The 14,163-nt window shown below is 69.5% G+C and carries 16 protein-coding genes; 11 read left to right on the forward strand and 5 right to left on the reverse strand.

Annotation, left to right across the window (positions count from 1 at the left end; translation table 11 throughout):
• Position 1: 1 nt before the first annotated feature.
• Positions 2–166, reverse strand: coding sequence for a ribbon-helix-helix protein, CopG family (locus tag L942_RS10610; protein WP_037358221.1), 165 nt, complete (start codon positions 164–166; stop codon positions 2–4).
• A gap of 69 nt (positions 167–235) precedes the next feature.
• Between L942_RS10610 and L942_RS44865 the strand changes: the two genes are divergently transcribed.
• The 3 genes from L942_RS44865 (at position 236) to L942_RS41960 (ending at position 2,733) form a co-directional block, all read left to right on the forward strand.
• Positions 236–412, forward strand: a complete 177-nt coding sequence (locus tag L942_RS44865; protein ID WP_167545671.1) for a hypothetical protein — start codon at positions 236–238, stop codon at positions 410–412.
• Positions 413–550: 138 nt separating this feature from the next.
• Positions 551–883, forward strand: a complete 333-nt coding sequence (locus L942_RS10615; RefSeq protein WP_051165866.1) for a type VII secretion target — start codon at positions 551–553, stop codon at positions 881–883.
• Positions 880–2,733 (forward strand): WXG100 family type VII secretion target, encoded by a 1,854-nt coding sequence (locus tag L942_RS41960; protein WP_051165867.1) that lies wholly within the window; start codon positions 880–882, stop codon positions 2,731–2,733. The genes L942_RS10615 and L942_RS41960 overlap by 4 nt, the downstream gene beginning before the upstream one ends.
• 459 nt (positions 2,734–3,192) lie before the next feature.
• Here the strand turns inward: L942_RS41960 and alc are convergent, their stop codons facing one another.
• Positions 3,193–4,212 carry an allantoicase gene (gene alc, locus L942_RS10625; protein WP_037358222.1) on the reverse strand — a complete coding sequence of 340 codons (1,020 nt, stop codon included), beginning with the start codon at positions 4,210–4,212 and terminating at the stop codon, positions 3,193–3,195.
• A gap of 4 nt (positions 4,213–4,216) precedes the next feature.
• Positions 4,217–5,545, reverse strand: a complete 1,329-nt coding sequence (allB, locus tag L942_RS10630; RefSeq protein ID WP_037358425.1) for an allantoinase AllB — start codon at positions 5,543–5,545, stop codon at positions 4,217–4,219.
• Positions 5,546–5,653: 108 nt separating this feature from the next.
• On the opposite strand from allB, the gene L942_RS10635 reads away from it, so the two are divergent.
• The 7 genes from L942_RS10635 (at position 5,654) to L942_RS10665 (ending at position 10,290) form a co-directional block, all read left to right on the forward strand.
• Entirely contained in the window at positions 5,654–6,130 is a 477-nt protein-coding gene (locus L942_RS10635; RefSeq protein ID WP_037358225.1) for a helix-turn-helix domain-containing protein, read from the forward strand.
• Between the two features lie 92 nt (positions 6,131–6,222).
• A complete protein-coding gene (gene uraD, locus L942_RS10640) occupies positions 6,223–6,708 on the forward strand; it encodes a 2-oxo-4-hydroxy-4-carboxy-5-ureidoimidazoline decarboxylase (RefSeq protein ID WP_037358228.1) in 486 nt (161 codons plus the stop codon).
• A complete protein-coding gene (gene uraH / locus L942_RS10645; RefSeq protein ID WP_037358231.1) occupies positions 6,705–7,022 on the forward strand; it encodes a hydroxyisourate hydrolase in 318 nt (105 codons plus the stop codon). Before uraD ends, uraH begins: the two co-directional genes overlap by 4 nt.
• 1 nt (position 7,023) lies before the next feature.
• Positions 7,024–7,914: a factor-independent urate hydroxylase gene (gene pucL, locus L942_RS10650; RefSeq protein ID WP_037358233.1), complete on the forward strand. Its 891-nt coding sequence runs from the start codon at positions 7,024–7,026 to the stop codon at positions 7,912–7,914.
• Between the two features lie 25 nt (positions 7,915–7,939).
• Positions 7,940–9,286, forward strand: coding sequence for a nucleobase:cation symporter-2 family protein (locus tag L942_RS10655; RefSeq protein WP_051165868.1), 1,347 nt, complete (start codon positions 7,940–7,942; stop codon positions 9,284–9,286).
• Positions 9,283–9,891: a TetR/AcrR family transcriptional regulator gene (locus L942_RS10660; RefSeq protein WP_037358235.1), complete on the forward strand. Its 609-nt coding sequence runs from the start codon at positions 9,283–9,285 to the stop codon at positions 9,889–9,891. Before L942_RS10655 ends, L942_RS10660 begins: the two co-directional genes overlap by 4 nt.
• A gap of 36 nt (positions 9,892–9,927) precedes the next feature.
• Positions 9,928–10,290, forward strand: a complete 363-nt coding sequence (locus tag L942_RS10665; RefSeq protein WP_037358237.1) for a twin-arginine translocase TatA/TatE family subunit — start codon at positions 9,928–9,930, stop codon at positions 10,288–10,290.
• Here the strand turns inward: L942_RS10665 and L942_RS10670 are convergent, their stop codons facing one another.
• Positions 10,291–10,977 (reverse strand): DUF998 domain-containing protein, encoded by a 687-nt coding sequence (locus tag L942_RS10670; RefSeq protein WP_037358239.1) that lies wholly within the window; start codon positions 10,975–10,977, stop codon positions 10,291–10,293.
• Between the two features lie 163 nt (positions 10,978–11,140).
• On the opposite strand from L942_RS10670, the gene L942_RS10675 reads away from it, so the two are divergent.
• Complete coding sequence (locus L942_RS10675; RefSeq protein WP_037358241.1) at positions 11,141–12,535, forward strand: FtsW/RodA/SpoVE family cell cycle protein; 1,395 nt, start codon at positions 11,141–11,143, stop codon at positions 12,533–12,535.
• Positions 12,536–12,796: 261 nt separating this feature from the next.
• Here the strand turns inward: L942_RS10675 and L942_RS10680 are convergent, their stop codons facing one another.
• Entirely contained in the window at positions 12,797–14,134 is a 1,338-nt protein-coding gene (locus L942_RS10680; protein WP_037358243.1) for an 8-oxoguanine deaminase, read from the reverse strand.
• Positions 14,135–14,163: the final 29 nt, after the last annotated feature.

Genomic DNA, 14,163 nt, shown 5'->3' on the forward strand with positions numbered 1-14,163 from the left:
GTCAGCCGTCCTCTCGTTCTTCCGGCGGTTCGCCGAGATACGCCCGCAAGGCCGCGGTGACCAGCGCGGACAGCGATTGCTCGGTCTCGATCGCCCGGTACTTCACCTGCTTGATCAGCTCGACCGGCAGGTAGACGTTGAATTGCTTGACCTCTTCACCGGCCATTCTAGGATGCTAGCAATCTAGCCGACGGCGAGCAAGGGCCGCGGAACGCCGTCGTGAGAAGGTGGGGGCATGGCGAAACCCTCCGGGCTGCAGATCAGGAACATCATCGCCGCCGTCCTGATGGCTGCCGCGTTCGTGTTCAACCTGGTGAGCGGCGGCCCGTGGTGGGTCACCGCGATCGTCGGCGTCGCGGCTCTGCTGTCGTCCTTCTCCGCCTACCTGAACCGGCCCAGCGCGCGCGGCTGACCCGTCCGGGCAGCCCGGCCCGGACACTCGGGCAGGAAGATCGTCCCGTTCAGCCTTCGTCCGCACGGACGTCGCCTCCGGTTCAGCCGCCGCTGCTCTACTCGGCGCGGCCGGATCGCGGCAGGCGAAGGAGTGTTGGTGGCAGGGAACGGCTTCACCGTCCACCCGGACGAACTGCACAAGTTCAGCGAGTATCTCGACAAGACGACCGTGCCCGCGGTGGACGACTCCGCGAAGGCGGTGGACGACGCCAACGGCGGCGACATCGACGCGTTCGGCGTCGTGCTCGCGCAGGTGCTCGCCATTCCCGCGCGGATCGCGCTGAAGGCTGTCTCCGACAATCTGCACGGCGTCGCGAAGGACGTGACCGACAGCGCCGACAAGACGCGCCAGGCCAGCGAGCAGTACCGCACGGGCGACCAGGACCTCGCGAAGGCGTTCGACAATTTCAAGCCGGAGCAGGTGAAATGAGCGCCGTCGTCCCCATCACCGACTCGAACAACACCACCGGCGCGGGCGTCGCGGACAGCTGGCACAGCGTCGTCTCGTCGATCCAGGAGATCCAGCACCTGCACGGCGCGGACGCGGCCGCGGTGGGGGTCGAACTCGGCGTGTCGATCGTCGGCGCGATCGCGGACACCGCGGCGTTCGTCCTCGACCCGTTCGGCAAGCTGATCGCGGCCGGGCTCGGCTGGCTGATCGAGCACATCTCGTTCCTCAAAGAGGGCCTCGACAAGCTCGCCGGCGACCCCGCGGCGATCAAGAAGATGGCCGAGGAACTGCACAAGACCGCGCAGAACCTGCGCAACGCGGCGAAGGACCTCGACACCACGCTGCAGAAGACGGTCACCGACTGGCAGGGCGACGGCGCGGAGGCGTTCAAGAAGAACATCAGCGACCGGCGCGGGCAGATCGACAGCGCCGGACAGGCGGTCGACGTCGCGGGCTACGTCGTGGAGACGACGATGGCCCTGGTCACCGTGGTGCGCTCGCTGATCCGCGACCTGATCACCACGTTCCTCGGCGACGTCATCGCGACCATGCTGATCGCGCTCGCGATGGCGGCGTTCACGTTCGGCGCGTCGATCGTCGTGGGGGTCGGCAACGTGATCCGGTCCGGGATCTCGCTGGCGCTGACGATCGCGTCCAAGATCGCCCGGATCGTCGGCCTCGGCGGGCGGACCGCGAGCCGCCTGGCGCAACTGGCGGAAAAGGTCAAGCCCTCCCGCGGCGGCGGCTCGCACGGCGGCGGGAACACCCACGAGATGACCGACCTCGGCGGCAACCACGGCACCGGGAACCACGGCGGCGAGGGCGGCGGAACCGGCGGCCAGGGCGGGCACAGCGGGAACGGCACGCCGCACGAGGACTCTCCGGGCGGGAACAGCTCGCACGAGGACGCCCCCGGTGGGAACAACTCGCACGAGGATGCGCCGGGCGGGACCAACTCGCACGAGGACGCCCCCGGCAGCAGCAACTTGCACGAGGACACTCCGGGCGGAACCAACCACGAAGACAACCCGGGCGGGACCAACCAGCACGAAGACTCGCCGGGCGGCAACCCGCACGAGGACGATCCGTTCGACACCTGGCTGGCCGCGGACCAGCACTTCAACCCGCCGCCCAACCGCCCGCACGACACCCCGGGCGGCAATCCGCACCACGAGGACGCCCCGGGCGGGAACGGTCACGACAACACGCCTGGCGGCACCAACCACCACGAAGACACGCCGGGCAACAACACCCCGCACGAAGACGCCCCCAGCGCCAACGGGCACGACGACACGCCCGGCGGCGCCAACCACCACGAAGACACGCCAGGCGGAAACACGAACCACGAGGACGCTCCCGGCGGCAGCAACCCGAACCACGAGGACAACCCGGGCGGCACCAACCATCACGAGGACAACCCAGGCGGCGGCAACCACGAAAACGGCGAGGGCGGCGGGAACAGCGCGGGCGGGTCCGGCCCGCAGTCGCCGTTCAAACCGTACGAGTTCGGCTGGATGAAGAAGCACGAAAGCTGGCTCGAGAACATGTGCAGCCTCCCGCAGGTCCAGAAGTACACCGGCGGGAAGAACGTCTGGAAGGACATCGTCAAAGGCCCGGAGGACTACTTCAAGAGGCACCCGGACGTCTTCACCTTCCTCAAGGGCCTCTCCGACGCCAAGAGCAGCAAGAACTTCGTCGGCTGGGTGGGGAAGGACTCGATCAACTTCGACAAGGCGATCACCGACATCCACATGCAGGCCGAGGAAGCGTGGAATTCCTCGGACGAGCAGTGGCGTCAGGAACACCCGGATCCCGCTGGCACGGAGTAAGCGGACGAAAAAGCCGTGAGGGCCTCCTTCCGGGAAACTGATTCCCGGAAGGAGGCCCTCACGGACGTTCCCCGCCGCGGCGAAGGCACCCGGCAGGCTTGGGACAAGGACGTGAAGGGCTCCTTGAGGGAAGCCAACTCCCCGAAAGAGGCCCGCACAGACCATCCCTGCCGCAGCGAAGACACCCGACAAGCCTCGCACAAGCGACCTCAAGGACCCCTCAAGGGAAGCCAACCCCCCGAAGGAGACCCGCACAGACCATCCCTGCCGCAGCGAAGACACCCGACAAGCCTCGCACAAGCGACCTCAAGGACCCCTCAAGGGAAGCCAACCCCCCGAAGGAGACCCGCACAGACCATCCCTGCCGCAGCGAAGACACCCGACAGGCCTCGGACAAGGGACGTGAAGGGCTCCTTGAGGGAAGCCGATTCCCTCAAGGAGCCCTTCACGGACCGGAACTCAGCCGGACGTCTCGGCGAACCGGGCGGTCAGGGCTTCCCGGCCGCGTTTGCTCAGTTCGCCGAAGAGCCGCAGGCGGGCGAGGCCGCCGTCCGGGTAGATGTCGAGCCGGATTTCGGTGACCTCCGGGCCGTCGTCGGCCAGGGCGAACCGGTGCCGGGTGTCGGGCTGCAGCCTGGTGCGCGGCAGCAGTTCCACCCACTCGCCCTCGTCGAGGCGGCCGCTCACCGAGGCCCAGCCGGGCGCGTTTCCCTTGAGGTTGCTCGTGTCCAGCTCCACGAACCGGATCACGCCCGCGCCCGCCAGGCGGACCGTCGCCCAGTCGTTGCCGTCGTCGCGGCGGCGGGCGGTTTCCCAGCCTTCCGCCTGGTGCGCGGCGAGGCCCGGCGACAGCATGTTGTTCGGCGACGAATAGAACATGTCGCTGCACCCGGTGACGACCGCGCCGTTCTCCAGCGCCGCCAAGTCCAGCGAGCGCGGGTCGAGCAACGCCGGGTCGGGCACCGGCGAACCGTGCACGCGCAGGCGCGCGACGCCGCCGTCCGGGTGCTGGGTGAGGCGCACGTGGGTGTAGCGGCGCGGGGACGTCACCTTGTAGAAATTCTCCGAGTCGCCGACGGCAGGTTCGTGGTCGACCAGGACGTCCCAGTCGGCGTCCTGCAGTTCGGCGGCGCTCGGGTAGCCGGGCACCGACGTCGCCGCCACAGACACGAAGGGCGGGTAGTTGCCCTTGAAGAACGCCGTGTCCACCACCACGCCGGACACGACGCCGCCGAGGCCGAGGCGGACCAGGGCGTGGTCGTCGCCGGGTTCGCGGTGCCGCCGGGTCTCCCAGCCGTCGTACACCTGGCCCTTCGGGCCGAACGTTTCGGCGCGGTGCGCCGGCCGCCACGGGTTGACCAGGTTTTCCTTTTCGGCGAACAGTTCGTCGCTCGCCCACATCACGGTGCCCCCGAACAGGCGCGAGGCCAGGTCGGGCTGGGCGGTCCACTCCGGACGGTCGGACACGTGCTCCTCCATCTCTTCAGCAATTGCCCCGGGTCAGCAGAGTCCCCCTCGGTTCGTCGCCGGTCACCGGCTCGCCGCGCAGCCACGTGCCGCGCACGACCCCGGCCAGCGGACGCTGGTCGTACGCGCTCACCGGGTTGCGGTGCGCGAGCTTCGCGACGTCCACGACGAAGGCGTCGTCCGGCGCGAACACGCAGAAATCGGCGTCCGCGCCCACCTCCAGCTTGCCCTTGCGCGTCATCCCCACCTGCGCGGCCGGACGCTCGGCCATCCACCGCACCACGTCGACCAGGCTGAAACCGCGCTGTCGTGCCTGCGTCCAGATCGCGGGCAGCCCGAGCTGCAGGCTGGAAATGCCGCCCCAGGCGAGGCCGAAATCGCCCGTGTCGAAGCGTTTCAGCTCCGGGGTGCACGGCGAATGGTCGCTGACGATCGTGTCGATCACTCCGTCCGCCAGCCCCTGCCACAGCAATTCCCGGTTCGCCGCCTCGCGGATCGGCGGGCAGCACTTGAATTGCGTCGCGCCGTCCCGGATTTCCTCCGCGATGAACGACAGGTAGTGCGGGCAGGTTTCCGCCGACAGCGCGACGCCTTCGCGCCGGGCGCTGGCGATCAGCGGCAGAGCGTCCGAAGAGGACAGATGCAGGATGTGTGCGCGGACGCCGGTGCGCCGGGCCGCTTCGATCACGTGCGTGATGGCCAGATTTTCCGCTCCGCGCGGACGGGAGCCGAGGAAGTCGCGGTACTTCTCGCCGTGCGGGTCGGGCGCGGCGTCGATCGCGTCGGAATCCTCTGCGTGCACGATCATCTGCGCGTCGAACGACTTCAGCTCGCGCATCGCGGATTCCAGGCCGGCCGCGTCCAGCGGCGGGAACTCGTCCACGCCGGAGTGCAGCAGGAAGCACTTGAAGCCGAAGACCCCCTCGTCGTGCAGCCCGCGCAACTCCCCTTCGTTGCCCGGAATCGCCCCGCCCCAGAACCCGACGTCGACGTGCACGCGCCCGCTCGCCGCCTTGCGTTTGACCTCCAGCGCGGCCACGTCGACCGTCGGCGGCAGGCTGTTGAGCGGCATGTCCACGATCGTCGTGACGCCACCGGCCGCGGCCGCGCGCGTCGCGGTCTCGAAGCCTTCCCACTCGGCCCGGCCGGGGTCGTTGACGTGCACGTGGGTGTCCACGAGACCGGGCAGCAGCACCTCGTCCGCGGCCAGCTCGACGACCTGGGCGCCCGGCATCTCGACAACGCCGGCTTCCACCGCGACAATCCGGCCGTCGCGCACGCCGATCGTCGCCGGCCCGAGACCGGCGGGGGTCACCGCACGCGCGGCCCGCACTACGAGGTCCATCGACGACACCCTCCAGTTCCACGTTACGGAAACAGTCTTTCGCCCACCGAGATTAGACGCGCCCTTCCCGGCTCGTCAACGCCGTCCCTTCCACGTTACGGTCACCAGGTGGAGTTGGAAGCCGAGTTCACCAGCGAGCCGTTCCGCGGCGAGGGCGCACCGCCGGAGCACGCCGTCCGCGCTCGCGACGCCGCCGACGCGGCCGGACTCGACACCGACTTCGGCCCGCTCGGCACCCTGGCCCGCGGGAGCGCCGACGACCTGTTCGCCGCGCTGCCGTCGATCGCCCGCGCCGCCCTCGAAGGCGGGGCCACCCGGGTGACGCTGCAACTGCGCCGGACCGACGATTCCGACCCCGTTCCCGCGGTCGAACTCAACAGCGCGCTCGCGCGATTGATCGCCGACGTGGAACACGAACTCGGCTCGAAACTCCGCGAACTCGACCGCCCGGAAAAACAGCGCGCGGTGCGCCTGCTGCGCGAGCGCGGGGCCTTCAACCTGCGGAAATCGGTTTCGGCCGTCGCCGAGGAACTGGGCGTCACGCGATTCACGGTCTACAACTACCTCAACCGGGAAGCCGACTGAAACAGCCGCGAGACGCGATTCAACAAAGTGTTGACGCACGCTCGGCCCGGCCGTACGGTCAGCGGAACACCACCTCCCCGGAGGAGATTCCGTTGCCGCTCGCACTCGCCGAGTTCAACTCCGCACCCGCCGCCGAACTCCGGCCGACGCTCACCGCCTGCCTGGCCGTGCCGCGCTGGGTCGACACCGTGCTCGAAGGCCGCCCGTACGCCGATTTCGCCGCGCTGCGCAAGGCTGCGGACAGCGCGACCCCGTTGCGGCGCAACGAGATCCGCGACGCGATCGCCGCGCACCCGAGGATCGGGGAACGGCCGACCAGCAAGGGCAGCGACGCCGACTGGTCGCGGTCGGAGCAGTCCGGCGTGGACAACGCGGACGAGTTCGCCGCCGCCAACGCCGAATACGAAGCCCGGTTCGGGCACGTGTTCCTGGTGTGCGCGAGCGGGCGGAGCGGCGAGGAACTGCTCGCGAACCTGCGGTCCCGGCTCGGCAACGACCCGGAGACCGAACTCGACGTCGCCGGCGCGGAGCTGGCCAAGATCGCGCAACTGCGCCTGGCGAAAGCGGTAACCCCATGAGCCTTGTGACCACGCACGTCCTCGACACGTCTGCCGGGAAGCCCGCTGCTGGCATCTCAGTGCGCTTCGAGCGCCAAGACGGCACGGTGCTGGCCGAGGGCAAGACCGACGACGACGGCCGCATCCGCGATCTCGGCCCGGACACGCTCGAGCCCGGCGTCTACCGGCTGGTCTTCGACACCGGGAGCTACCTCGGCCCAGACGCGTTCTTCCCCGACGTCACGATCGCTTTCCGGATCGTCGACGGCACGTCGCACCACCACGTGCCGGTGCTGCTGAGCCCGTTCGCCTATTCCACCTATCGCGGGAGCTGACATGGGAATCTCGTTGGGCCCCAACCAGTACGGCAAGGCCGAGGTCCGCCTCGTCACCGTCCGGCGCACCGGCGGCGTGCACCATCTGCGCGACCTCACGGTGTCCTCGGCGCTGCGCGGCGACCTTTCGGCCACGCACCTCACCGGCGACAACTCCGCCGTGCTGGCCACCGACACGCAGAAGAACACCGTGTACGCGTTCGCCAAGCAGCAGGACGTCGGCGAGATCGAGGACTTCGCGCTGCGGCTCGGCCGGCACTTCGTCGGCACCCAGGAAAAGATCACCGGCGCGCGGATTTCCATCGAAGAGCAGGAATGGGACCGCATCACGGTGGACGGCGCGCCGCACGACCACTCGTTCAGCCGTTCCGGCGGCGAACGCCGGACCACTACCGTCACCGTGCACGCCGACCGCGCCTGGGTGGTGTCCGGAGTGGACGGCCTGACCGTGCTCAAGTCCACCGGGTCCGAATTCCACGGCTACCCCAAGGACGAATACACCACGCTCGCCGAAACCGACGACCGCATTCTCGCCACCGCCGTGACCGCGCGCTGGCGCTACGAGGGATTCACCGGGATCGACTGGGCCAAGAGCCATCGGGAGATCCGGCGGACGCTGCTGGAAACGTTCGCCACCAAGCACAGTCTTTCGCTGCAGCAGACCCTGTACGCGATGGGCGAAGCCGTGCTGAAGGCACGGCCGGAAGTAGCCGAGATCCGGTTCTCCCTGCCCAACAAGCACCATTTCCTCGTCGATCTAAGCCCCTTCGGCCTCGAGAATCACAACGAGGTGTTCTACGCCGCCGACCGACCGTACGGCCTCATCGAGGGCACGGTCGTCCGCGACGAAGCCGAAGAGCCCGGCCCGGCCTGGACCGACGCCGTGCTCTAGCCCCGAGTCCCCTCCGGGAGAGCGCATGTCAGTAACACCGGAACGACCTTCTCGGCACCCCGTGGACGCGGCGCCCCCGCTGCCGCAGTTGATCCTCGGCGGAATCCAGCACGTCGCGGCCATGTACGCCGGGGTGGTGGCGCCACCGCTCGTCATCGGCGCGGCCGTCGGCCTCTCCCCCGGCCAGCTCGCGCTGCTGATCAGCGCGGCGCTGTTCACCGCGGGACTGGCCACCTTGTTGCAGACCCTCGGCTTCTGGCGTTTCGGCGCGAGACTGCCGCTGGTCAACGGCGTCACTTTCGCCGCCGTCGCGCCCATCCTGTCCATCGCGGCGCAACATCGCGACGGCAACGCGCTGGGCGTCGTCTACGGCGCCACGCTCGTCGGCGGCGTGTTCGTAGTGTTCGCCGCACCGTTTTTCTCCAAGCTGACGCGGTTTTTCCCGCCGGTGGTGACGGGGACGGTCATCACGCTCATCGGGATTTCGCTGCTGCCGGTCGCCGTGCAGTGGATCGCCGCGCAGCACAAATCGGCCAAGCCGAGCGGGCTCGTGCTGGCCGGGATCACCCTGGTCGCGGTGCTCGTCTTCACCCGGTTCCTGACCGGGTTCTGGAGCCGGGTCGCGCTGCTGCTCGGCCTGGTCGTCGGCACCGTGGCGGCGTGGCCGATGGGCCAGGTCGACACGTCGACGCTGCGCCAGGCCCCGGTGTTCGGGATCGTGACCCCGTTCCACTTCGGGACGCCCGCGTTCGACATCGCCGCGATCGTCTCGATGCTGATCGTGATGCTCGTGATCATGGCGGAAAGCACCGCCGACCTGCTGGCGCTCGGCGAAATCGTGGAGCGGCCGACCACCAGCCGGGTGCTGGCCGACGGCCTGCGCGCGGACGGGCTCTCCACCGCTGTCGGCACGATCTTCGGCGGGTTCGCCTGCACCGCGTTCGCGCAGAACATCGGCCTCGTGTCGCTCACCCGCATGGTGAGCCGGTACGTGGTCGCGGCCAGCGGCGTCGTGCTCGTGCTGCTGGGCGTGTTCCCGGTGACCGGCGGGATCGTCGCGCTGGTGCCGCAGCCGGTGCTCGGCGGGGCCGGGCTGGTGCTGTTCGGCAGCGTCGCGGTGAGCGGCATCCGGACGCTCGCGAAGGCGTCGTTCGAGCATCCGGTGAACGTCGCGATCGTCGCCGCGTCGCTTGGCGTCGGGCTGATCCCGATCGCCATGCCGGACTTCTACTCCGAGTTCCCGGCGGCGCTGCAGGTCGTGCTCAACTCCGGGATCAGCGCGGGCTGCGTGACCGCGGTCGTGCTGAACCTGGTGCTCCGGCCGCGTTTGATAGAACGCTCTACTGTCCAGGAGCTATCCTCGGTGTCGTGACTGGCACCAAGGACCGCATCCTCGCCGCCGGGGCGGAGTTGTTCCGGCAAGGCGGATACGCCGGCACCGGCATGAAGCAGATCGTCGAGAAGGCCGGCGCCCCCTTCGGGTCCGTGTACCACTTCTTCCCCGGCGGCAAGGAGCAGCTGGGCGAAGAAGTGGTACGCACCTCGGGGAGGGAGTACGGACGGCTCTTCGAGGTCTTCATCGGGCCCGCGCCGGATCTGATCACCGGCCTCGAGACGTTCTTCGGGGCCGCGGTCACCACGCTGCTCGAAACGGACTACGTCGAGGGCTGCCCGATCGCGACCGTCGCGCTCGAGGTGGCGACCACGAACGAACCCCTGCGCAAGGCCACCGCGGACGTGTTCGAGGCGTGGACCAAAGCGGGCACCAAGGGATTCGCCGCCTTCGGGCTTCCCGAGGAGCACGCCCGCACGCTCACGCTCGCCTTGGTGACCAGCTTGGAAGGCGCGTTCGTGTTGTGCCGCTCCATGCGGACGACCGAACCGATGGCGGTCGCGGGCGCGGCAGTGGTCGACGTGGCGCGACGGCTGCTGACCGAACTGGGTGAGGACGGGAAGCGCCGCACCGCGGACAGCTAAGCTGGAACCAGGATCCGGGTCCGCGGGAGGTGGCCGGTGTTCGGTCTCAGCATCGACCACATCGTGATTTTGCTGCTCGCCGGGTTGTTCATCCTCGGCCCCGAACGGCTGCCCGAGGCCGCGCACTGGGCCGCGCAGACCCTGAAGCGGGTCCGCGGGTTCGCCGCGGGCACCAAGGCGCAGCTCGAGGCCGAACTCGGACCGGAGTATCAGGAGCTGCGGAAACCGTTGCAGGAACTGCAGTCCCTGCGGATGGCCAATCCGCGGGCGGCCGTGGCGCGGTACCTGCTCGACGACACTCCCCCGGTCCCCGGCCCGCCCCCGACGCCGCCTCCGGCTCCGGCCCCGGTCCCGTTGCGGGCGAACGAGCGGCCGCCGTTCGATCCCGACGCGACCTGATCATTCGGCCGCGCGCCACGCCCATCCGGCGAGCACGAGCAGTTCGACCAGTTCCAGCACGGCCATCAGCCGTTCCACGAGCCCGGTCGCGACCGTCGGCAGATGCTGGCCGAATGCGACATTGGCCGCGAACGGAATAAGAAACGGCAGGAAGAACGGCACGGCCGCGACTGCCAAAATACGAGACCAGCGCGCATAACTCCGCCATTGCGGCGGTTTCCGATGCGTCCATCCCAGCAGCCATCCGGCTAACGGCAAACTCACACAACTGATGCCGGTCGCGCCGAGATGCACTTTGCCGACCCACGTCACCGCATTTCCTTGCGGATCCTTCGTGAACAGCGCCACCGCGGCGAGCCCGACGCACCAGGCGAGCATCGCGACGACCGTCAGCGCGCCGCACAGAAGCCCTTGACGGCGCAGGACCACCGCCACCGCCACCGAGCCGGCCGACGTCAGCAGCATCGCCGCCGCCCACATCCACCAGCCGGGAGTCCAGGCGTAGTCGCTGAGCATCGCGCTGACCGGGTCGATCGGGCCCCAGTACCGGTCGACGTGCAGCACCACCAGCAACGCCGCCGCGACCAGCACCGCGGCGACCGCCGCGCCGAGCGCGCGTTTCGTTGCTTTCGCCGACGGGGCTGGCGCCAGCGCCGGGACCGGCGCCGGGGTCAGTTCTGTCGCCACTGATGGTTCTCCGCTCGCCCGTTCGCTTTCCGGAAAGCATATCCCGACCGCGAGTCCGGCGCTTTCGGACAGTCCGCCCGAATTGCCGCGCATTCTCAGCGTCCTGCCAGAAAACCCGGACTACCCTCGCGGCCGTTCACTGCTTTCGGACGACGGGAAATCCATGCCTGCCGCGCGCGGTACGGAATTGCGACTGCTTCTGTTCGCGGTGGCGATCGTCTGGTTCGCCTTTCTGCTCGTCGACGCGAACGCGCTCGGGCATCTCGGCTCGTCGATCGTCGGCTACGGCGCGTCGTTCACCGCGGTGGTCGCGGTGGCGCACCTCGCGGTCCGGCGCTGGGCCCCGCACGCGGACCCGCTGATCCTGCCCTGCACTGTGCTGCTCAACGGCCTGGGCCTGGTGGTGATCCACCGGATCGACCTCGGGCTCGCCGAGCAGGCTGTGCAGCGCGGCAAGACGTACTCGGCCGTCGCCGGGCAGCAGGTGGTGTGGACGGTCGTGGGGCTGGCGTTGTTCCTGGCCGTGCTCGGCTTCGTGCGCGATCACCGCGTGCTGACCCGGTACGGCTATCTCGCCGGGCTGGCCGGAATCGTCGCGGTCGTGCTGCCCGCGCTGCTGCCGTCGTCGCTGTCGGAGGTCAACGGCGCGAAGGTGTGGATCAAGATCGGCCCGATGTCGATCCAGCCGGGCGAGTTCGCGAAGCTGCTGCTGATCGTCTTCGCCGCGACGACGCTGGTGGCGAAACGGGAATTGTTCCGCGTCGCCGGGCGCAAGGTGCTCGGCGTGGAACTGCCGCGGGCACGCGACCTCGGCCCGATCGTGCTCGCCGCGCTCGGCTGCATCGCCGTGCTGGCGTTCGAGAAGGAACTCGGCGCCTCGCTGCTGTTCTTCGGGATCGTCCTGGTGATGATCTACCTGGCGACCGAGCGGGCGATCTGGGTCTGGGCCGGGCTGACCGTGTTCGCCGGCGGCTGCGTACTGGCGTATTTCCTGTTCAACCACGTGCGGCAGCGCGTCGCGAACTGGCTGGACCCGCTCGCCACCTACGACCAGGCCGGCGGCGGGTACCAGGTCGCGCAGGGCTTGTTCGGCCTCGGCACCGGCGGCATGGGCGGCACCGGGCTCGGCGCGGGCAGACCGGACATCGTGCCCGAGGCGAACACCGACTTCATCACCGCGAGCCTCGGCGAGGAACTGGGTTTCCTCGGACTGGCCGCGGTGCTGATGCTGTACCTGCTGATCGCCCTGCGCGGAATGCGGCACGCGCTCGCCGTCCGGGACAGCTTCGGCAAGCTCCTCGGCGGCGGGCTCGCGTTCACCGTGGCGATGCAGATTTTCGTGGTCGTCGGCGGCGTGACGAAGCTGATCCCGGAAACGGGGATCACCGCGCCGTTCCTGTCGAAGGGCGGTTCGTCGCTGCTCGCGAACTACATCCTGGTCGCACTGCTGCTGCGGATCTCGGACGCGGCCCGCCAGCCGAGCGCGACCGAGCCGGTACAGGCGGCGCGGGCGCCACTGTCCGACGCCGGGACAGTGCTGGTCAACCGGCCTCGATGACCTGTCCGCGGCCCGACGGGCACGAGCGCCGGGTCCACTGCGCTCAGCGATCCCGCAACCGAGCACTCGCCTTCGCCAGCTCACCCGCAACCAACGACTCATCCACCGTCACAAGCCGACCACCGTCCACCACCGGCATCCCGCCCACGAACAACCTCCGCAACAGCAGCACGGACACCGCTGGCCAGTGCGGGTCAACCGGCCTCGGTGACCAGTCCGCAGCCCGCGGGCATCAGCCCGTCCAGCGCCGGTCCACTGCGCTCAGCGATCCCGCAACCGAGCACTCGCTTTCGCCAACTCACCCGCGACCAACGACTCATCCACCGTCACAAGCCGACCCCCGTCCACCACCGGCTTCCCGCCCACGAACAACTTCCGCAACGGCGGCGGCGCGGCCAGCACCAGAGCCGCGACCGGGTCCTCGATGCCCGCGTAGTTGAGCCCGTTCAGGTCCCACACCGCCAGGTCCGCGAGCTTCCCCGCCTCCACCGAGCCCAGTTCCTGTTCCCGGCCGAGGCAGCGCGCGCCGCCCAGGGTGCCTAGCCACAACGCTTCCCGCGTCGTCAAACCTGTCGGTCCGCCGCGTTGCCGGGCCTGCAGCAGCGCCTGGTGCAGTTCCTCGGCCAAGCCGCCGGATTCGCTCGAAGCCGCGCCGTCGACGCCCAGCCCGACCGGAGCGCCCGCGTCGAGCAGATCCCGCACCGGGGCGATTCCGCTGCCCAGCCGGCCATTGGACGTCGGGCAATGCGCGGAACCCGTCGCCGTCGCGCCGAAACGGCGGATCGCCTCCGGGGCGAGGTGCACGGTGTGCGCCAGCCAGACGTCCGGCGCCAGCCAGCCCAGTTTGTCCGCGTACTCCGCGGGCGTGAGGCCGGTCTCGGCGAGGCATTGCTTTTCCTCGTCCTGGGTTTCGGCCAGGTGCGTGTGCAGCCGGATCCCCTTGCGCCGGGCCAATTCGGCCGAATCGGCCATCAGCCGCTCGGTGACGGTGAACGGCGAACACGGACCCGCCGCGATCTGCAGGTACGCGCCCGGCGAGGCGTCATGGTAGCGGTCGATCGCGGCTTCCGTACCGAGCAGGGCGACCTCGGCGGTCTCGACCAGGCTGTCCGGCGGCAGTCCGCCGTCCGATTCGCCGCGGTCCATCGAGCCGCGGACCAGGTGCAGCCGCAGCCCGGTCCGTTCCCGCGCGGCGACGAGCGCGGCCACCTGGTCGCCGCCGCCGGACGGGAAGACGTAGTGGTGGTCGGCGACCGTGGTGCAGCCGCTGAGGGCGAGGCGGGCCATTCCGGCGCTGCCCGCGGCGTGCGTGATGTCCTCGTCCAGTTTGGCCCACACCGGATACAGCGCGACCAGCCACTCGAACAGCGTGTGGTCGGCGGCGAGCCCGCGGGTGGCCCACTGGTAGAGGTGGTGATGCGTGTTCACGAGGCCCGGCGTGACGAGGCAGCCGGTAGCGTCGACGCGTTCGTCCGCCTCGCCGGGGAAGGCTCCGTCGCCGACCGCCGCGATGCGGTCGTCCTCGAGCACGACGTGCCCGTTGCGGTACTCGGGACCGCTGACCGTCGCGATCGCGGCGTTCTCGACGACTGTCCTCATGCGACACTCACCTCCGGAAGCTCTCGGGA

The organism is Amycolatopsis orientalis DSM 43388 (assembly GCF_000411975.1).
GTDB lineage: Bacteria > Actinomycetota > Actinomycetes > Mycobacteriales > Pseudonocardiaceae > Amycolatopsis > Amycolatopsis orientalis_D.